This window comes from Bradyrhizobium sp. Ash2021 (assembly GCF_031202265.1).
GTDB lineage: Bacteria > Pseudomonadota > Alphaproteobacteria > Rhizobiales > Xanthobacteraceae > Bradyrhizobium.
This window is the reverse complement of record NZ_CP100604.1, coordinates 3,789,675-3,807,962: the sequence shown is the minus strand read 5'-3', so window position 1 is coordinate 3,807,962 and position 18,288 is coordinate 3,789,675. Positions and strand designations below refer to the sequence as shown.

Sequence of the window (18,288 nt, the reverse complement as noted above, 5' to 3'; positions counted from 1 at the left end):
GACCTGCGACGCGTCAGGTTAGATCTTACCTTCGTCCTTGAACACCTTCTGCCAATCCTTGACCAGCAGGTCGAGCGCCTCCTTTGCGGTACCCTTGTCGGCCACGACGTAGTCATGGACGCGCTTCTGCATATCGAGCAGCAGCGACGCATAGGCAGGCTCGGCCCAGAAGTCCTTGACGATGTCCATCGACTTCAGGAAGTCGGCGGCAAACGGCGCGCTCTTGGGGAAGCTGGGGTCGTTGAGCACGGCCTTGTGGCAGGAATAGCCGCCCAGCGCCCACCACTTCTTCTGAACGTCGGGCTGCGCGAACCATTTGATGTAGGCGAGCGCGTCGTCCTTATGGTCGGAGTAGGAGACGACCGAGATCCCCTGCCCGCCGAGCTGGGTGAAATGGAACTTCTGCTTCGGGTTGACGAAGAAGCCGATCTTGTCGCCGCCGACATTGGGATCCTTGTAGAGGCCGGGAAAGAAGGCGAAGAAGTTCATCTGCATCGCGACCTGACCGGACTTGAAGGCGTCGAGCCCCTCGGACATGTAGGCATTGCTCATGCCCGGCGCGGTGCAGCATTTGTAAAGCGACTTGTAGAATTCCAGTCCCTTGACCGCATCGGGCGAGTTGACGAAGCCTTCCATCTGATAGGGCTTTTTGGGATCGTCGTACTGGAAGCCCCAATCGTAGAGCGCGTTGGTCACGCCCATCGTGATGCCTTCGGAGCCGCGCTCGGTGTAAATGTAAGCTCCGTAGACCTTCTTGCCGTCGATCTCTCGACCCTGAAAGAACTCGGCGATCTGCTTGAGTTCATCCCAGGTCTGGGGCGGGCTGAGATCGCGCTCGTACTTTTTCCTGAACTCAGCCTGAATCTCCGGCCGGGCGAACCAGTCCTTGCGGTAGGTCCACCCGATCGCATCGCCCATCGCCGGCAACGCCCAATAGTTCGGAGTATTCTTCGGCCATTGCGAATAGCCGACCACGGTGGCCGGCATGAAATCGTCCATCGATATCTTTTCTTTGGCGAAGAAGTCGTTGAGCTTGACGTAGTGACCATTCTCGGCGGCACCGCCAATCCACTGGCTGTCACCGATGATGAGGTCGCAAAGTTTCCCCTTTGAATTGAGTTCGTTGAGGAAACGGTCGGCGTAGCTCGTCCATGGGACGAACTCGTATTTCATCTGAACGCCTGACTTGGCGGTGAAGTCCTTCGAAAGTTCCACCAAAGCGTTGGCCGGATCCCATGCCGCCCAGCACAACGTTAACTGCTTCGTCTGGGCGACGGCCTGACTGCCAAGACAGGAGGCGACAACAACCGCGGTCGCCCCCAAAGCACGTACCATTTGGATCATCACAACCTCCCTGTTGTCGCAGGCGATTGCCTGCTTGCGCTTCCCGTCCTCGCCGTTCGGCAGTCGTGAGCGCGGAGATCAATCCGCCATTCATTACCGCTGCGCGAGTGTTTAGTGTTTTTGTTAAGTTACAGATTTTCACTAAACACAATGACTGTCAATGGACACCATCGATTTTTCATCGAGCCAAGTTATTGCTGCAGCGCAACCACTATTGCATCGACGCGGACCAACTCACATCCGGCAGGGAAACTTCCCTTGTTTAGTAAATGAGATAGGACTGCTCTGCGTGTCCACGCGTGATAGCGGCGAACGCCAGCGCACGCCGCAGCGCTTTCACAACCCCGTTTTGCGAACAGAACCCTCGGGCAAGATCGGCCCCGCTACTTGCGGGATTTTCCGAACGAGATCACTCTCTTGAAGACCCGACGTGCAGTTGACCCGTCGCAATGCGCCGCCTGCAATCTCGCAGAGGATCAACAGCGCCGCGTTATCCGTCAGCGCTTGAATATCAGGCGCTGCGCACTCAAACGTTCCTGCCAATTGTAGCGTTCGAGTTCGGGATCGAGGTGCTCCTCCACCGGCCGGCCGATACAGAGATAGGCGATCAGGGTCCAGGATTCCGGCACCTCGAGGACCCGGCATAGCGTCTCCGGTTCGAGGATCGAAATCCAGCCAAGCCCAAGTCCCTCGGCGCGGGCGGCAAGCCATAAGGTCTGAATTGCGGCAACAACGGAATATCGAAGGGTCTGCGGCATGGTTTGACGACCCAGGCCACTGCCCGCCTCCGTCGCCTCGTCGGCGAAGACCGCAAGATGGACCGGAGCATCTTCGAGCCCCTCAAGTTTCAGTCTGGCGTAACGCGCACGCTGTTCGCCGTCATAGGTTTCGAGCGCATTTGCGTTGGCCCGAACAAAGCTCGACCTCACCGCTTCCCGGCATTCGGCGGATTCGACCAGCACGAACCTCCAGGGCTGGCAATGCCCAACGGACGGAGCGTGGCAGGCGAGTTCAAGCAGCGAGTGAATCAAAGCCGAATCGACGGGATCGCGGCGAAACCGGCGAACGTCGCGGCGCCAGAGGACGAGGTCGCGGAGCGACTGCCGAAAGGCGGCATCGAATGGTCGCGGAGATCGATCGGGCGTCTCGGTCATATCGCGATCCGGTCGATGACGTGCAAAAACGTGCCCGTTGTCGAGCCCTGTCGGGCACCTTGTTCAGGAACTTCCGCGCCGGCGGCATCCCAGCAATCGACCAGCGGATCGTCGCTCGTCGAAACCGTGCTCGCGTAGTGGAACTCATGGCCGAGCACTTCCGTGCCCTTCGCGCCCAGCGCGCAGGCTGCGCGAAGCCGCGCGCGTCGATAGCCCAGGTGCAGCCTGCGCTTCGCGAAGGAAGTTTCGAGTCCGAGCAGACCGGTCATTTCGTGCCTGTTGCCGTCGGCATCCTCGAGGCCTCGCCCCAGCACCATATGGCCACCACACTCGCCGTGGATGGGAATGGAGCGGCGGGCCAGTTTCTGAAGACCCTCCCGGAAGCTGTGAGCGGATGCCAGCGCGCCGGCATGGAGTTCTGGATAACCGCCCGGCAACCAGACGGCATCCGCCGTGGCATCGGGAGGCTCGTCGGCCAGCGGCGAGAACGGAACGATCTCCGCGCCCGCGTGCCGCCATTGCCGAAGGACATGAGGATACATGAAGGAAAATGCCCTGTCCTGCGCGAGCGCGATGCGCTGCCCGGGCGGCTGCAGCCGCGATCGAACTCCGTCAGATTGCGCTTCGCGGATCGCGATGGCGGCCTTCGCGGGCCCCGCCGATTGCCCGATTGCATCGAGATCGATTGCAGCGCCAATGATATCTGCAAGCGTTTCCAGACGCTGGTCGATCGCGGGTATCTCGCCGGCCTGGACCAGGCCGAGATGCCTCTCGGGCAGCGCGAGACGGTCGTCGCGCAGTATCGCACCGAAGATCCGCATATTGATCCGGTCGAACGCCGGCGCCACCAGTGAGAAATGACGCTTGCTCGCCACGCGGTTCAGGATCACGCCGGCGATATCGACGTCGTCCCGATATCGGGCACAACCGAGCGCGACGGCTGCCGCCGTCTCGGTTTGGCCGGCGACATCGAGCACGAGCACCACCGGCCACCCAAGGAGAGCCGCCAGATCGGCGGTCGCGCCGGTCCCGGACCGTCCCCGCGCCGCAGCGCCATCGAACAGCCCCATCACACCCTCGGCAATGGAAATAGTCGCGCCGGTTGACGCTTCGGTCGCGAGGGTTGCGATCAGTTCCTCCCCCATTGCCCAGCTGTCGAGATTGAAGCTCGGCCGGCCCGCGGCGATTTCGTGAAAAGCCGGATCGATATAGTCCGGTCCGCACTTGAAGGGCTGGACGGCACCGCCGCGACGCCGAAGCGCCCGCAACAGCCCGAGCGTCACCGTTGTCTTGCCGGCACCCGAGCGCGGCGCCGCGATGATAAGGCCCGGCGGACCGAGGGAAAAGTTCATCGCGCGCCAACCATATTCGCCAGAAGCCGTTGCCTCATTTCCGCAATGGCACCGACGATCACGATCGCGGGCGCGTCGACCCCTTGCATCGCGGCGTCCCGGGCGGCCGTCCCGAGCTGCGTTTCGATAATCCGTTCCTCCGGTGTCGTCGAGGAGCTGATGATCACGGCAGGCGTATCGGGAGCCATGCCGCCGCGTTCAAACGCGCTCATGATCTCCGGCAGATTCGCCATCGGCATATAGACGATGATCGGCTGCCCGGCGCTCGCCAGCTTCTCCCACTCGGCCGCCGACGTGTCGTCCACCGCCCGGCTTCCCGCCACCAGGATAACGGCGTGGTTGGTCTCCCGCATTGTCGCGGGAATGCCGGCCAGCGCTGCAGCGGCAAGCCCCGATGTGATGCCGGGAATGATCCTGAACCGAAGCCCGGCACGCGTCAGCGCCAAGGCTTCTTCTCCGCCCCGCCCGAACACAAAGGGGTCGCCGCCCTTCAGGCGCAGCACGCGTCGCCCCATCCTGGCGCGCTCGATCAGAAGGTCGTTGATATCGGCCTGCTGAGACGAAGGTCTGCCGCCGCGCTTGCCGGCAAAGATCAGCTTGGCCTGGTTGCCCGCGAGTTGCAGGATGCGTGGATCGACCAGCGCATCGTGAACGATGTCGTCGGCCGCTCTCAGCGCATGCAACGCGTGCAAGGTCAAAAGCCCGGGGTCGCCGGGACCCGCACCTGCAAGCCAGACTTCGCCAGGCGGAAAGTCCGGGAAATCAGGGAGACCGTCGGCGAGCAGCTTCATGGCGAAATCGTGCTAGGTTTTGCTGCGCCCGAACGGAGCAGAATGTGAACGACGCCGCAGACGCAAATCAAAGGAGGCCGGGCCAGCCGCTCAGGCGCGGCTGGACCACGGGTGCTTGCGCGACTGCCGCGACGCGCGCGGCCTACGAGGCGCTTGTCACCGGCGAGTGTCCGGATCCCGTCGAAATAGGGCTTCCCAGCGGCGCGCGCGTCAGTTTCGCGGTTGCGGTCTTCGAAACGTTTGACCGGGGTGCGACCGCCGGAATCGTGAAAGATGCCGGCGACGATCCCGACGTCACGCATGGCGCGCTGATCAAGGCGACGGTGAGAGCGGGTACGCCAGGGTCCGGCGTCACCTTTGCTGCGGGCGAAGGCGTGGGAACGGCGACCAAACCCGGCCTCCCCATCCCGCCGGGTGAGCCCGCGATCAATCCGGTGCCGCGCGAGATGATGCGAGCGGCGGTTCGCGAAGTGGTGGAGCGCTTCGGAGCCTCCGGCGACGTTATCATCGAACTCTCGATTCCCGGCGGAGACGCGCTCGCCGCCAGAACGCTCAATGCGCGTCTCGGCATTGTCGGTGGACTTTCGATCCTGGGAACGACCGGAATTGTCGTGCCCTATTCCTGTGCGGCCTGGATCCACTCCATCTACCGCGGCATCGACGTGGCACGCGCCAGCGGCCTCAAACACATCGCGGGCTCCACCGGCTCGACTTCCGAGACGGCAGTTCAGAAGCTGTACGGTCTTTCCGAAACCGCGCTCATCGACATGGGCGATTTCGTCGGCGGCATGCTGAAATACGCGAAACGACACCCGGTCCCGCGCATCACCATCGCTGGAGGCTTTGCCAAGATGACGAAGCTCGGACAAGGACTGCTCGATCTGCACTCCAAGTCTGGCAGCGTCGACCGTATCTGGCTTGCGGAACTTCTCCGGGAGGCGGATGCGCCGGCCGATCTCATCGAACTTTGCCGTGACGCCAACACGGCATTGCAGGTCTTGCGCGAAGCAGAGCAGCGCGGGATCCCGATCGGTCAGTTCGTTGCCAGGGCTGCGTGGAAGACCGCTGCGCAGGTTCTCGACGGATCGCCGAGCACCCTCGACATCGCCGTGTTCGACCGCGAAGGCAAAATCGTCGGACGCTGGGGATAGCGGTTCGATCATGCGCCGCCTCCCCGGAATCGCCGGCGATATCCGCTGTCGTAGAGTGCGCTGTCCCTGAAATCGCGCGCTGCCAGTATGTCACCGACGATGATCAGCGCCGTGCGCTCGATATCAGTCTTTTTCACCTCGGCTACGATCGTGCCGAGCGTCGCCCGGATGATCCGCTCGTCAGGCCAGCTTGCGCGAAACACGACGGCAACCGGGCAGTCCTCCCCGTAAGCGGGGACCAGCTCTGCGACGGTCTTGTCGATCGCGTGAATCGAGAGATGAATCGCCAGCGTCGCGCGGGTTGCGGCGAACGCCCGGAGATTTTCGGTCACGGGCATCGCCGAGGCGCGTCCGGGAGTTCGGGTCAGTACCACCGATTGCGCCACTTCGGGCAATGTCAATTCCCTGGCCAACGCCGCGGCGGCCGCGGCAAAAGCGGGAACGCCCGGCGTGACCGTGTACGGGATATTGAGGGCATCCAGGCGCCGCAACTGTTCGCCGAGCGCGCTCCAGATCGACAGATCTCCGGAATGCAGGCGCGCGACGTTTTGGCCGCGCTCGGTGGCGCGCGCGATTTCCGCTATGATCTCGTCGAGCGACATCGACGCCGTGTCGATGATACTGGCTCCGGGCGGGCAATAGCCGAGCAACGCTTTCGGCACCAAAGAGCCGGCATAGAGGCAGACCGGGCAAGCCGCGATAAGATCGCGTCCCCGCACGGTGATCAGGTCGGGTGCACCCGGTCCGGCTCCGATGAAGTGAACGGTCATGAGGCCTCACTGATGGCGATGGCACAGGTCACCTTGTTGGCCGCGACCCGCGCGCCGAGCAGCCGGGCATTGCGACCCGCCGCGACGAGGGCCGACGCTTCCGCGATCGACGGAACTCCCTTGAGCGCCTGAACGCGCGATGAGCGCGTCACGACCCTGTCGGTGGCGCCATCCAGATCCGCAAGCGAGCACCGGACAAGACGAACCGACAACGATTGCACAGCATTTGCAATTCCGCTCTCATCCGCCTTCGACGCTTCGGTCGCGATCGCATCGAGTTTCTCGCGCGCGATTCCAAAACTCGCAAGAACCGTGAGAATCAAATTCTCAATGTCTTCGGACAATGTCCCGCGGCCACATCCGATCCCAGCGACGATCATGGCTTCCTCACTCGCCATTGCGTAACCGGCATCGCCGGGCGCCAGCCAGACATGGCGCCCACCGTATCGGCTCTCGCGACCTGCAGTCGAATGAGCTCGCCGCCGAAACGGCCGAAATAATCGGTCAGCCGGGCCTCGGTCTCGAGCGACACCGCGTTGGCCACCAGGCGGCCGCGAGGTTTTAGAGCTGCCCAGACCGCTTCGAACACACCATCGTCCATCATGCCGCCGCCGACAAATACGGCGTCCGGTCTGGCAAGCCCGGCCAGCGCCTCCGGTGCGCGGCCTTGCACGATCTGTAGTTCCGGCACGCCGAGCACGGCGGCGTTGCGGGCAGCCCGGTCGGCCCGGTCACTGCGCGCCTCGATGCCGATCGCGCTCAATGAGGAATGGCGCAACAGCCACTCGATCGCGATCGAGCCCGCACCGAGCCCGACATCCCAGAGCAGTTCGCCATGTCGCGGTTCCAGCGACGAAAGGGTCACGGCGCGAATTTCGCGCTTTGTCAGCTGGCCGTCATGCTCAAAGAACGCGTCGTCAAGGCCGGATGCGAGGGCAATAAACGCAGCCTCCGGTTCCGCGATCACCTCGATGGCGATCGTATTGAGTGGGAGAATTTCCTCGATCTCAAAATGCGATGCAGTCGCGTGACGTATCCGCTCGCGAGGGCCCCCCATCGCCTCCAGCACCGTGACCCGCGATCGCCCCATGCCACGCGCGTCGAGAAACCCGGCAAGGTGCCCAGGTGTCGCGCCGTCCCAGGACAGCGCCAGGATGCGTGCGCCGCGCTGCAGGTGTCGAATGATGCCCTCGAGCGCGCGGCCATGCAGCGTAACAAGCGAAACGTCCTGCAACGACCAACCCATTCTCGCTGCGGCAAGACTGAAGGCGGATGGTTGCGGCAGGCAAACGAACTCCTCAGCTGGGACAAATGCCGCGAGTTGCTTGCCAACGCCGAAATAGAAGGGGTCACCGCTTGCGAGAACCGCGACGGAACGCCCGCGATACCGCTTGATCTCGCCAAACGCATCGCTCATGGGACTGGGCCAGGCAAGACGCCGGCCGCGGATAAGATCACCCGCGAGTTCCAGATGGCGCGCGCCGCCGACGACCAGTTCCGCCGACCCGATCAACTGCCGCGCCACGGAGCACAGCCCCTCCACGCCGTCCTCGCCAATGCCGATGATAGACAGCCAGCGCTTCTCCGTGCAGGTTGCGGACTCAGCACTCATGGAAATAGCCTCGATGCGCGTTCTCGTCCTCGGAGGAACAACGGAGGCCTCGGAGCTGACGCGCCTGCTTGCGGCCGACCCGCGTTTTGAGGTCACCCTTTCCCTTGCCGGGCGCACCTCGAGCCCCAAAACGCAGCCCGTTCCAACGCGGATCGGCGGCTTCGGCGGCTCTGACGGTCTGGTGGCGTGGCTGAAGCAGAACGCAACGGAAGTGGTCATTGACGCGACGCATCCCTACGCCGATCAAATCTCGTCCAACGTCGTGGCCGCCTGCGCACGACTTGCGATCCCGCTCGCTTCGATCGTACGCCCTGCCTGGGAACCCCAGCCGGGGGACAGCTGGCTTCCCGTCGCGAGCGCCGAAGCCGCCGCCGACGCGCTTGGGCCGAACCCCCGCCGGGTTTTCTTGACGCTGGGCCGCCTGGAGCTTGGCGCCTTCGCAAGGCGCCCTCATCATCATTACATTGCGCGCACCATCGACCCGCCCGGCGACGTCGCGCTGCCGCCCGATATCAAATTGTTGTCCGGTCGCGGCCCCTTCGACCTGCAGGCGGAAACGACGCTTCTCAAGCAGGTGAAGGTCGATGTACTCGTCTCCAAAAACTCGGGGGGAACGGCGACCTACGCGAAAATCGAAGCAGCACGCCATCTTGGGATTCCGGTCGTGATGATCGGGCGTCCGCTTAAATTGCGCGGACATGCCGTCGAAAATGCCGAAGCGGCGATGATTTGGCTCGAACAGGGGCTTGCTCATCGCACAACGTCCTGTTCCGCCCGCGGCGTATAGACCCAGGGTCTGCGCTCCCCTCGCGATATGAGCCGGGTTGCCGCCGATCCAATGATGACCAGCGTCCGCATATCGGCATGGGTTGGATCCGCCTCCGCCAGGACTGTCGTGACGACGCGTGTTTCGGGTGTCGCGGCACTTCTGACGAAGAGCACGACGGTCTGCGGCGACTTTGTCGCCCTCAACAGATCGAAAGCGCGACCGAGCTGATGTGGCCTTGCGCGGGAAGCGGGGTTGTAAAGCGCAATGACGAAATCACCCTCGGCCGCAGCCCGCAACCGGCGTTCGATCGTCTCCCATGATTTCAGATTGTCCGACAGCGAGATCGCGCAGAAGTCTGCGCCGAGCGGCGCGCCGGCTTCGGCCGCAGCCGCAAGCATCGCCGTGATCCCGGGCTCAACATGAATATCGAGATCTCGCCAGGCGGGATTGCCGCCTTCGATCGCTTCAAAAACCGCAGCCGCCATCGCGAATACGCCGGGATCGCCGCCCGAGACGACGGCGACGCTTTTGCCTTCCGCGGCGAGCGTGAGCGCGTGGCGTGCCCGGTCGATCTCGACGCGATTGCCGGAAGCATGACGGTAACCGGTGAAGAGAGTTTTTGGAATCCGATCGAGATAGGTTTCGTATCCAACGAGATCGGTCGCTGTCCGCAATGCTCGGCTCGCCGCCGGCGTCAGGAGATCGATCGATCCCGGTCCAAGGCCGACGACGACGAGCGAGCCGGTCACAGCCGCCTCCCCTGGCCGGGGATCAGCACCATCGAAAAGTAAGGGCCCCTGCCATCGGGACATTCGGACAAGGGCATGATCTGCTCCCCTTGCATGGTGCCGCGCTCGATATAGATCGCGCGCGACAGCAATCCGGCCGCTTCGACAGCCCGGCGGACCTTTGCGAGGTTCTTGCCGACTTTCATAATGACGGCAGCGTCGGTCTCCGCGAGCCGGCGCGTCAATTGCTCCTCGCCCAACGTCCCGGGTAATACCGAAAGGATGTCGTTGCCCCAGGTGATGGGCGCATTGGCGCGCGTCCAGCAGCCTGACATGCCGGTGACGCCGGGGACAATTTCGACCGGGAAATCGCCTTCGAGACGGCGCCACATATGCATGAAGGAACCGTAGAAGAATGGATCTCCTTCGGCCAGAAGCCCGACGGACTTGCCTTGGCGCAGCAGCTCCATCAGCGCAGCGCCGCTTTCCTCGTAGAACCGGCCGATCTGCCTTTGATAGGAAGGATCCTCGGGCGGGATCTCGTCGGTCACTGGATATTCCAGCCGGAGCTCGCTGCGCCCCGTTTCAATCAGAGGGTCGACGATGCCGCGGGCATTTCCCTGCAGCCCCCGCTTGGCGAAAAAAGCCACGACGTCGACATCGCGCACGAGGGTTGCCGCCCGCAGCGTCAGGTAGCGAACGTCGCCCGGTCCGACGCCGATGCCGTAGAGCGTTCCACCACTGGCGGTTCCCGCGATCGCGTCAAGGCTTGTCATTCTCGCTCACTTGCCAGCGCATTGATTGCCGCAACGGCCATGGCGCTCCCGCCTCTGCGACCGCGCACGACAAGGAATGGCACCCGCGTCTGCAATCCAAGGGCTTCCTTGGATTCGGCTGCGCCGACGAAGCCGACGGGAACACCGATGATGGCGGCGGGCAGCGGCGCGCCCTCGTCGAGCATATCAAGCAACCGAAACAGCGCCGTCGGCGCATTGCCGATGGCGACGATGGCGCCGTCGAGATTAGGCCGCCAGAGTTCCAGGGCCGCCGCCGAGCGCGTATTGCCGGCTTCCGCGGCGAGGCCTGCAACGGCGGGATCGTCGAGCGTGCACATCACCCTGTTGTCGCGAGGCAGCCTGTTGCGCGTGATGCCGTGTGCGACCATCTTTGCATCACACAAGATCGGCGCGCCCCTCAGCAAGGCCGCGCGCGCGCTTGCGGCAAATGTCGGGGACATCACGATATCGCTGGCGATGTCGGTCATGCCGCATGCGTGGATGATCCTGACCACCACCTTTTCCTCGTTCTCCTTGAAACGGGAGAGATCGGCTTCAGCGCGGATGATCGCAAACGAGTTACGGTAAATCTCGGCTCCATCCCGGATATAGCTGCGAAATTCAGTCATGGTGGCGCCCTTGGAAACGATCGAAGAGCGCGTCAGGATCAGCGACAAGCGCTGCGAACGAGCAACTCCGTGCAGGCCGATCCTGGGCGGTTCCGTTACGAACGATCCCGTAGAGACCATCAGCGCCGACAAGCGTGAGGTCGGCCGCGTCGGACTTGGCGCACCCCTTGGCGCAACCGGAGACGTGAGCGGTCCCTTCAAAGCCGAAGCGGGGTAACAATTCGGCGAGACGGCGAGCATCGCCACGGGTATCGAGGCTCGTCGATCGACAGGCCGGCGCACCCGGACATGCTTCGATTCTAAGCAGTGGATCGCAGGGTTCGGCAACAAAGCCTGCGGCACCGGCGGCAGCGAGGATCGCATTTCCCGCCGATGCCGAGGAAACCTCGGCATACAGGATACGCCAGGGTGACAGCCTGATTTCCTTGACACCGAAAGCCGCCATCTCGCCGGCACATTTGCGAAGCTGATCGGTCTCGACGCGGCCGAAAGGCGCTACGACGCCCACAGCGAACCGGCCCAGGCCCAAATCAAGCAGGCCAACTCGCCGATCCAGCGACACATCGATTTTTGGTGGATCGCGCGTCAGCGGATCGAGCCGTCGCTTCATCGCCGATCGGACGAAGGCAAGGCCTTCAACGGAAAGGTCGCGCATGCGTTGCCGCGTCCCGTTCGAGATCACCTTGAGGAAGGCGTACGCGGCTTCCATCGCAGCTGCAGCGGCCGTTGCGGGAGAGACTGAGCCCAGCCATTCGATTCCGGCCTGCGTGTCGAGGCCGACCGCGACCGCGGGGGCTGCGCCGAGGCGAATAGCGGCAAGACGAATATCGGCGCGCTCGCCCGCAAGCGTCAAGCTGCCGCAACCGTCGACGACAAAGCCGAACTTGGACGGCAACGCCCAGAGATCCTGCTCGGATGCGAGCATTCGCGCGAGATCCCCGGCGATGCCGCTGATATTGAGCACCTCGCCCGGGTCGATCCCCGCGAGCGGGCTGATCATGAGGTTACGCACCGCCTCCGCTTCCGGTGTCGGGTCGAGAAGCCCAAGCGCTCCGATCACGTCTTGCAGCCCGGGCAGATTTTCTTCGCCGACACCGCGGATTTGCAGATTGGCGCGCCGCGTCAGGTCGATATGACCGTTGCCGAAACGCCGTGCGGCATCGGCGAGAACGATCAGCTGGTCCAGGCTGAACATGCCGCACCGTGGGCGCACCCGCACAATCAATCCGTCGCCGCTTTGCATCGGCGTCAAAGCACCCGGACACCAGCCCTTCACCTCGAATGCCACGGCCCGATTCACTGTGCGGCCTCCATCGATGGACCGCGATCGCCCGGCGATTTCCTGGTGGCGCGGTCCAGCTCGCCGGCAACGGCGTTGCGCCGCGCGACCCAAAGTCCGCGCACCAACGCATCGCGCAGCCGCGCAACGATGGCTGCCGCGCCTGCCGGGTTGGTTGCGATCATTCCGGCGAGCACGGCCTCATCCGCAATCAGGGCATCGTGGGTGAGATCGAATAAATGACCGGGCACAGCACGGGTCGTCGCCGCGAAGGCGTAGAGCGCGTCGACGCCTTGAGCGATCTCGGCCACGCCGCGGTGACCGTGGCCGAGCATACCCTCGATCCAGCGGGGATTGGTCAGCCGTCCCCGCACCACGCGCGCGACCTCCTCAGCAACCGTGCGAGCCTTGGGCGTCGATGGCGTGCTGGTATCGAGGTGGTAGAGTTCTACATCATTGCCGAGCAATGCCGCCGCCGCCGCAAAGCCGCCGACGAAATCGGCAACCCCGTCACCATCGAGAAGATCGCGCTCGCGGTCGTCTTGCGGGTGGACCAGCGCATCGGCCAAGGACACGCGGGTACGGAAGCCATCACCCGCCGGCATGGCCGCCTGCGCGCCACCGTAGGAATGGGTCACGGCGGAGAGGTAGGCCTCGCCAAGATCTTCACGTGCTCCCCAGTTGCTGTCGAGCGTGAGCGCCGCGGTTCCCGCACCGTAACTACCGGGCGCACCGCCGAAGATGCGCGCAATATCGTCACCGCGCCGGCGCGCGCCGGCGATCGGATTATCGGCGTCGTCCTCGTCGAGATCGGCGATCCTGCGAATCGCCGTATCAAGCAGGGCGATCTGTGTTTCGAAAATATCCCTGAAAAGACCTGATATCCGCAGCGTCACATCGATGCGCGGCCGTTCGAGTTTCGCCAGCGGCAGAATTTCGACACCCGTGACACGGTTCGACGACGTGTCCCAGACCGGTCGAGCGCCCAGATAACCGAGCGCCTGCGCCAGGTCGTCGCCGCCGGTTCGCAGCGACGTGGAGGCCCAGAGGTCGATCACGAGCGAACGGGGATAGTCGCCGTGATCTTGCAAGTAGCGGCGAACCACTTCATCCGCGGCCCTTAGGCCGATCGTCGTGGCCGTCCGCGTCGGAATCGATCGCGGATCAAGCGTCGTCAAATTTCTGCCCGTGGGTAAAACATCGGCCCTGCCCCGGCTCGGAGCCCCGGCCGGGCCCGGACTCACGCGGCACCCGTCGAGCGCCGCCAGCAGCGCCCTCTCCTCGTGCGAGGCGCTGCTACGCACCGCCCCTGCAATCCGTTGACGCTGCTCACCCGTTACCGACGTGCCTGCTGCCGCAACGATCGCTTCGACCAGCGATGACTGTACATCATCCGCGGGAGCTCGCCCGAAAACGTGCAGCCGGTCGCGGATGCTGAGTTCCTTGATATCGCACAGACGGGCATCGAGCTTGATGATCGCGTCCCTTGCCGGCTCATCCCTCAAGAGATTGCATTCGGCGGCGAGACCCGACGTCCAGGCGCAGTCGATGATGGCGCCTTCGAGCAAATCGAGCCGGCGTCGATCGAGCCCCCCTGCTCCGGCATATTCCTCGACCAGCGCCTCCAGCTCGGCCGCTGCGCCGTGCAGCCCCGCTGCGCTCAGCGGCGGGGTGAGATGGCCGATGGTCACGGCACTTAGCCGGCGCTTGGCCTGCACTGCCTCGCCGGGATTGTTGACGATGAAGGGATAGATGACCGGCAACGGACCCGTCACTGCCTCGGGCCAGCACTCGGCGGAAAGGGCTAGCGCTTTGCCGGGCAACCACTCCAGCGTACCGTGGGTGCCGAGATGAATGAGTGCGTCGATCCTGGCCTGTTCGCGCAACCAGGCATAGAACGCAACATAGGCATGGCGCGGCGGAATCGACGTGTCGTGATAGCCGGCCTTGCGGTTATCAGCCAATCCGCGGTCGGGCTGAAGAAAAACCAGCAGCTTTCCGGCTTTGAGCAGGGGGAAGGAGAAGACACCGTTTTCAGCGGTGGGAGCGCCCCAGCTATTTTCGACCTCGTTCTGCAGGCGCGGCGGAAAGGCTTTCAGCCATGATGCGTAAGTGTTCACGGCAATGTCAATGCCGGCGCAGTCTCCCGAAAGCAGCCGCTCGACATCAGCCGCGCACAATCCTGCTTCGCCGACATCGTAGCCTTCCGCATGGAGCAGCTTGGCAATTTGAACGACGCTTTCGGCCGTATCGAGCCCCACGGCATAGCCGGCACGTCCCGCGCGAGCCGGATAATCGGATAGAACGAGCGCCAATCGACGCTCCGCGCGCGGGGTTCGGCCCAACTTGACCCAGCGGGCCGCCTGACGCGCGACAAACTCGATCCGGTCAGGACAAGGTCTGTGCCGAACAGACGCAAATTCGATTCGGGCATCGAACTCTTCCTCGGTCTTGAACGAAATGGCACGGCTCAACAACCGGCCATCCAGTTCGGGCAACACGACATTCATCGCGAGATCTGACGGAGACAATCCGCGGGGCGACGAGGTCCATGCCTCCTGCGAGTTGCTTGCGAGCACAACCTGCAGCACAGGAACATCGGCGGCGTCGAGAACCGTCGTGCCATCTTCGCGCAGAGCGGAGAACGCCGTCGCATTGAGGATAATCGCCGGCCGTCGAACCGCGATCAGCCGTTCGAGAACTTCTGCCGCCGCCGGATCCTTGAGGCTGGAGACCGCGACTGCGACCGGCGCGAGGTTCTCCGCTTCGAGCGCCGCCATCAAGGCGCAGATGGGAGCCGTGTCGGCCGCGAGCAGGCTCGCTTTATAGAACAGGACCAGCGCAACGGGGCGTTTGTCGACCGCGCCAAACAAATCCTTCAGGGGTACCGTGCGTCCGTCGGCGGAAAACCCGACGGCCGGTCCGACCGGCATCGGATCGGTCCAGGCGGTGTCTTGACCCAGCAGGCTGCCGACATATCCCAGGGCCTGGCGCAGATTCTCCGGCCCACCTTCGCGAAAGAAACGGTCCAGACGAGACAGCGTCTCCGTTGTCACCGTGGAGATTTCGGCCAACCGGGAATCGGGGCGAACGTCGCCGGGCAAGGCGGCAAACAGAATGCCGTTACTGCGCGCGATCGAAGCGATGATTTCCAGTCCATACCGCCAGTATTCGAAACCGCCGAGACAGCGCACGATGACCATCCGTGCATGCGCGACGACGCGCTCGACATAGAGGTCCACGGACATCGGGTGCTTCAGTTTTTTGAGGCTTGCAAGCCGCAACGCAGGGAGTACCTCGGCATCCGACTGCCAGGCGGCGGCCAGAGCGGACAGGTCGCTGTCCGCGAAGGACAGCACCACGACATCGGCTGGCGACTGTTCGAGATCGACCGCGGCTTCCGCCTCGTCCAGTTTCGCAACGTTGGTCGCCAGCAGATGCATGCGGAATCAACCCAGGATCAGGTTTCGAATCGCTGCGGCGTCGAGCCCCTTCTGGCCGATGACGACCAGACGGCTGCTTCGCTCCTCGTTCTTTTGCCATGCGCGATCGAACCGGTGCTGGATGCGGGATCCGACCCCCTGAATCAGCAGACGCATCGGCTTGTCAAGAATCTCCACAAAGCCCTTGACGCGAAGGATGTCATGCGCCGCCGCCGCCTCGGCAATTTTCTGAACCAGGGTTTGCGGGGTTTCGAAACGCCGGAGATCGATGACAAAGGACTCGAAATCGTCGTGGTCGTGCTCGGCTTCGGCATCGTGGTGGGAGAACCGGTTGGCAATATCATCTTCCGTGGCAACGCCGAGTCCCAGCAGGATAGCGGGCGACACGCGGCCGCTTTCCACCTCGACGATCTTGACCGACCTGGAAATCACCCGTCCGATCTCGCCGACCACCCGGCCCCGTTCTTCCACCGACATCAGATCGGCCTTGTTCAGGACAATGAGATCAGCGCAGAGAAGCTGATCCTCGTAGACTTCTTCGAGTGGATTGTCGTGATCGAGCGCTGTGTCCTGCGCGCGCTGCCGGCTGACGGCATCCGGATCGTCGACGAACCGTCCGGCGGCAACGGCGGCGCCGTCGACGACGGCGACCACGCCATCGACCGTCACGCGCGAGGCGATCTCCGGCCAATTGAAGGCCTGCACCAGCGGTTTGGGAAGCGCGAGGCCGGAGGTTTCGATCACGATGTGCTCCGGCGGAACCGGATGATCGAGCAGACGTTTGAGGGCGGGAACGAAATCGTCCGCCACCGTGCAACAGATGCAACCGTTGGATAACTCCACGATGCGGTCTTCCGGGCAGCTCTCGATGCCGCAGCTCTTCAAAATCTCGCCGTCGATGCCGATGTCGCCGAATTCATTGACGATCACCGCAAGGCGGCGCCCGCCGGCATTTTCAAGAACATGGCGAACGAGTGTTGTCTTGCCGGCGCCGAGGAAGCCCGTGATGATCGTGCAGGGAACTTTGGCTAGGGATGTCATCAGCAATCTTCCTTCAAATTTCTGTTCGCTAGACCGGGAGCGGCGGAACTCGCGCAATCGTGTTCTTGCGGATGTGGACCGGGCGTTCGCGCCAGACCGGCAGCCCTTCGGCATGGGCATGGTGAAGCCGCGCAAACCGAACGATGTCATCGGCATGCTGCTCGGGGTCGAGTGCGCCAAGCACGTAAGTCCATTTGCCGGGTCCCGAAACCGCCACCGTGCAACCGCGCGTGCAGTTTGACAGGCACTCGACAGGCACAATCTCGATCTCTTGCTGGCCATCCTCGATGAGCTGCGACAGGATCCCTATCAGACGCGCGCCGGGGCGCGGCTGCTGATCCTCGGTCGTCTCGCCATTGAGACGGCACGTGATGCAGACAAACAGCTTTGAGGCGCTCGGGGGCGGCAAGGCCGCGGTATCGATCAAATTGGTCATCGGCTTCCCGCGTTCAGCTCGGGAAGCCAATGGCGGCAGCGGTCACAGCGCCGATGGGGGCAATGACGGGACTCGCTGCAAGCACGCCTGGTCGATTGAGCAAAGTTGTCATCGCGGACCTCCGTCGTCATGGGCTTCGTGCGCCCTGGCTTGGTGCCGCTTCCGACGGAGCCCAGTCGCGACGAGATTCATCGTCGGCTCGTGAGCCTTCCTGTGACCATCGCGACGCCCCGCGCGATGAGCCGGATAACAGCATTCTCGACGGCAGGTCTCCTGGCTCTCGGGTCTCAGCGTCAGGCCACCTTCCCGGTTTCCCAGTGGTGTGTTGGCCTTCAGCTCACCGACTACAGTTGCGGGGGCAGCCGCGGATTTGGGGCCTGATGACCCCTTACCGCATTCCCATTCAATCCCCTTGCGGGGAACCGTCGCCCGATTGATAAGGGCAAGGATCAACCCCCGTCAATCGAATTCGCGGATCATGAGCGTTCCTCCCCTGCCTCGTCTGACCTTCGTTCTCGGCGGCGCGCGCTCGGGAAAGAGCCGATATGCCGAGGGGTTGGTGACGGGCTGCGCCCCGCCCTGGGTCTACGTCGCCACCGCTGAGGCACATGATGACGAGATGACGGCGCGGATTGCCGAGCACCGGCACCGGCGTGATCGCAGGTGGCGCACGGTCGATGCGCCGTTGGACTTGGCTGCAGCGATCCAAGCGCATGGCGGCACGGGACAGGCCGTCCTGATCGATTGTCTCACGCTCTGGCTCAGCAATGTCATGCTGGCCGGTCAGGATTCGATCGCCGAGCTGCAGCGGCTTGTCGCGGCGTTGAGCAAGGCCAGCGGCCCAATTGTCATCGTCTCCAATGAAGTCGGCTGTGGAATCGTTCCCGATAACGTGCTGGCGCGGAAATTCCGCGACGCTCAAGGCCGCGCTAATATGGAGGTTGCGGCCATCGCCGACCGCGCTGTCCTGATTGCAGCGGGATTGCCGCTCATCCTGAAATAAGTCGATGTGA

At 63.5% G+C, this 18,288-nt stretch carries 17 protein-coding genes and 1 riboswitch; of the genes, 3 read left to right on the top strand and 14 right to left on the bottom strand.

Features of this window, described 5'->3' with window-relative positions:
• Positions 1 to 18: 18 nt before the first annotated feature.
• The 4 genes from NL528_RS18010 to cobA form a co-directional block, all read right to left on the bottom strand.
• Entirely contained in the window at positions 19 to 1,335 is a 1,317-nt protein-coding gene (locus NL528_RS18010) for an ABC transporter substrate-binding protein (RefSeq protein WP_375144059.1), read from the bottom strand.
• 506 nt (positions 1,336 to 1,841) lie between these two features.
• Positions 1,842 to 2,498, bottom strand: coding sequence for a 5,6-dimethylbenzimidazole synthase (gene bluB, locus NL528_RS18005; RefSeq protein ID WP_309184035.1), 657 nt, complete (start codon positions 2,496 to 2,498; stop codon positions 1,842 to 1,844).
• Entirely contained in the window at positions 2,495 to 3,850 is a 1,356-nt protein-coding gene (locus tag NL528_RS18000; protein ID WP_309184033.1) for a cobyrinate a,c-diamide synthase, read from the bottom strand. The genes bluB and NL528_RS18000 overlap by 4 nt, the downstream gene beginning before the upstream one ends.
• Positions 3,847 to 4,641 carry a uroporphyrinogen-III C-methyltransferase gene (gene cobA, locus NL528_RS17995; RefSeq protein WP_309184032.1) on the bottom strand — a complete coding sequence of 265 codons (795 nt, stop codon included), beginning with the start codon at positions 4,639 to 4,641 and terminating at the stop codon, positions 3,847 to 3,849. Before cobA ends, NL528_RS18000 begins: the two co-directional genes overlap by 4 nt.
• A 44-nt stretch (positions 4,642 to 4,685) precedes the next feature.
• Here cobA and NL528_RS17990 point away from each other — a divergent pair, with 44 nt between their 5' ends.
• The gene (locus NL528_RS17990) at positions 4,686 to 5,792 is read left to right on the top strand and encodes a cobalt-precorrin-5B (C(1))-methyltransferase (RefSeq protein WP_309184031.1); all 1,107 of its coding nucleotides are present in this window, start codon (positions 4,686 to 4,688) and stop codon (positions 5,790 to 5,792) included.
• An 8-nt stretch (positions 5,793 to 5,800) separates the two neighbouring features.
• Here the strand turns inward: NL528_RS17990 and cobM are convergent, their stop codons facing one another.
• From cobM to cbiE, 3 genes are read right to left on the bottom strand one after another with little or no spacing between them, the layout of a single operon-like run.
• A complete protein-coding gene (cobM, locus tag NL528_RS17985; protein ID WP_309184030.1) occupies positions 5,801 to 6,562 on the bottom strand; it encodes a precorrin-4 C(11)-methyltransferase in 762 nt (253 codons plus the stop codon).
• Positions 6,559 to 6,942, bottom strand: a complete 384-nt coding sequence (locus NL528_RS17980; protein WP_309184029.1) for a cobalamin biosynthesis protein — start codon at positions 6,940 to 6,942, stop codon at positions 6,559 to 6,561. Before NL528_RS17980 ends, cobM begins: the two co-directional genes overlap by 4 nt.
• Positions 6,939 to 8,174: a precorrin-6y C5,15-methyltransferase (decarboxylating) subunit CbiE gene (cbiE, locus tag NL528_RS17975; RefSeq protein WP_309184028.1), complete on the bottom strand. Its 1,236-nt coding sequence runs from the start codon at positions 8,172 to 8,174 to the stop codon at positions 6,939 to 6,941. Before cbiE ends, NL528_RS17980 begins: the two co-directional genes overlap by 4 nt.
• Positions 8,175 to 8,187: 13 nt before the next feature.
• Here cbiE and NL528_RS17970 point away from each other — a divergent pair, with 13 nt between their 5' ends.
• Positions 8,188 to 8,961 carry a cobalt-precorrin-6A reductase gene (locus NL528_RS17970; RefSeq protein ID WP_309184027.1) on the top strand — a complete coding sequence of 258 codons (774 nt, stop codon included), beginning with the start codon at positions 8,188 to 8,190 and terminating at the stop codon, positions 8,959 to 8,961.
• Here NL528_RS17970 and cobJ read toward each other — a convergent pair.
• The 7 genes from cobJ to NL528_RS17935 are packed head-to-tail and all read right to left on the bottom strand — an operon-like array spanning position 8,925 to position 17,275.
• Positions 8,925 to 9,692 carry a precorrin-3B C(17)-methyltransferase gene (gene cobJ / locus NL528_RS17965; RefSeq protein WP_309184024.1) on the bottom strand — a complete coding sequence of 256 codons (768 nt, stop codon included), beginning with the start codon at positions 9,690 to 9,692 and terminating at the stop codon, positions 8,925 to 8,927. The two genes, NL528_RS17970 and cobJ, sit on opposite strands and share 37 nt — an antisense overlap.
• Positions 9,689 to 10,447, bottom strand: a complete 759-nt coding sequence (locus tag NL528_RS17960; RefSeq protein WP_309184023.1) for a precorrin-2 C(20)-methyltransferase — start codon at positions 10,445 to 10,447, stop codon at positions 9,689 to 9,691. Before NL528_RS17960 ends, cobJ begins: the two co-directional genes overlap by 4 nt.
• On the bottom strand, positions 10,444 to 11,076 hold the full coding sequence (locus tag NL528_RS17955; RefSeq protein WP_309184022.1) for a precorrin-8X methylmutase: 633 nt from the start codon (positions 11,074 to 11,076) through the stop codon (positions 10,444 to 10,446). Before NL528_RS17955 ends, NL528_RS17960 begins: the two co-directional genes overlap by 4 nt.
• Complete coding sequence (cobG, locus tag NL528_RS17950) at positions 11,069 to 12,376, bottom strand: precorrin-3B synthase (RefSeq protein ID WP_309184021.1); 1,308 nt, start codon at positions 12,374 to 12,376, stop codon at positions 11,069 to 11,071. The genes NL528_RS17955 and cobG overlap by 8 nt, the downstream gene beginning before the upstream one ends.
• Positions 12,373 to 15,798, bottom strand: a complete 3,426-nt coding sequence (gene cobN / locus NL528_RS17945) for a cobaltochelatase subunit CobN (protein WP_309184020.1) — start codon at positions 15,796 to 15,798, stop codon at positions 12,373 to 12,375. Before cobN ends, cobG begins: the two co-directional genes overlap by 4 nt.
• Before the next feature lie 6 nt (positions 15,799 to 15,804).
• On the bottom strand, positions 15,805 to 16,839 hold the full coding sequence (gene cobW, locus NL528_RS17940) for a cobalamin biosynthesis protein CobW (RefSeq protein WP_309184019.1): 1,035 nt from the start codon (positions 16,837 to 16,839) through the stop codon (positions 15,805 to 15,807).
• 28 nt (positions 16,840 to 16,867) lie between these two features.
• Positions 16,868 to 17,275 carry a DUF1636 domain-containing protein gene (locus NL528_RS17935; protein ID WP_309184018.1) on the bottom strand — a complete coding sequence of 136 codons (408 nt, stop codon included), beginning with the start codon at positions 17,273 to 17,275 and terminating at the stop codon, positions 16,868 to 16,870.
• 245 nt (positions 17,276 to 17,520) lie between these two features.
• Positions 17,521 to 17,717, bottom strand: a riboswitch (cobalamin riboswitch).
• 36 nt (positions 17,718 to 17,753) lie between these two features.
• On the opposite strand from NL528_RS17935, the gene cobU reads away from it, so the two are divergent.
• A complete protein-coding gene (cobU, locus tag NL528_RS17930; RefSeq protein WP_309184017.1) occupies positions 17,754 to 18,278 on the top strand; it encodes a bifunctional adenosylcobinamide kinase/adenosylcobinamide-phosphate guanylyltransferase in 525 nt (174 codons plus the stop codon).
• The last annotated feature ends 10 nt before the right edge of the window (positions 18,279 to 18,288 follow it).

Bases quoted from the DNA above. Each gene is read 5' to 3' on its own strand.
- cobU (WP_309184017.1), top strand. From the start codon at position 17,754: ATGAGCGTTCCTCCCCTGCCTCGTCTGACCTTCGTTCTCGGCGGCGCG.
- cobN (WP_309184020.1), bottom strand. From the start codon at position 15,798: ATGCATCTGCTGGCGACCAACGTTGCGAAACTGGACGAGGCGGAAGCC.
- cobM (WP_309184030.1), bottom strand. From the start codon at position 6,562: ATGACCGTTCACTTCATCGGAGCCGGACCGGGTGCACCCGACCTGATC.
- bluB (WP_309184035.1), bottom strand. From the start codon at position 2,498: ATGACCGAGACGCCCGATCGATCTCCGCGACCATTCGATGCCGCCTTT.
- cobA (WP_309184032.1), bottom strand. From the start codon at position 4,641: ATGAAGCTGCTCGCCGACGGTCTCCCTGATTTCCCGGACTTTCCGCCT.
- NL528_RS17980 (WP_309184029.1), bottom strand. From the start codon at position 6,942: ATGATCGTCGCTGGGATCGGATGTGGCCGCGGGACATTGTCCGAAGAC.
- NL528_RS17955 (WP_309184022.1), bottom strand. From the start codon at position 11,076: ATGACTGAATTTCGCAGCTATATCCGGGATGGAGCCGAGATTTACCGT.
- cbiE (WP_309184028.1), bottom strand. From the start codon at position 8,174: ATGAGTGCTGAGTCCGCAACCTGCACGGAGAAGCGCTGGCTGTCTATC.
- NL528_RS18000 (WP_309184033.1), bottom strand. From the start codon at position 3,850: ATGAACTTTTCCCTCGGTCCGCCGGGCCTTATCATCGCGGCGCCGCGC.
- NL528_RS18010 (WP_375144059.1), bottom strand. From the start codon at position 1,335: ATGGTACGTGCTTTGGGGGCGACCGCGGTTGTTGTCGCCTCCTGTCTT.
- NL528_RS17935 (WP_309184018.1), bottom strand. From the start codon at position 17,275: ATGACCAATTTGATCGATACCGCGGCCTTGCCGCCCCCGAGCGCCTCA.
- NL528_RS17970 (WP_309184027.1), top strand. From the start codon at position 8,188: ATGCGCGTTCTCGTCCTCGGAGGAACAACGGAGGCCTCGGAGCTGACG.
- NL528_RS17960 (WP_309184023.1), bottom strand. From the start codon at position 10,447: ATGACAAGCCTTGACGCGATCGCGGGAACCGCCAGTGGTGGAACGCTC.
- cobW (WP_309184019.1), bottom strand. From the start codon at position 16,839: ATGACATCCCTAGCCAAAGTTCCCTGCACGATCATCACGGGCTTCCTC.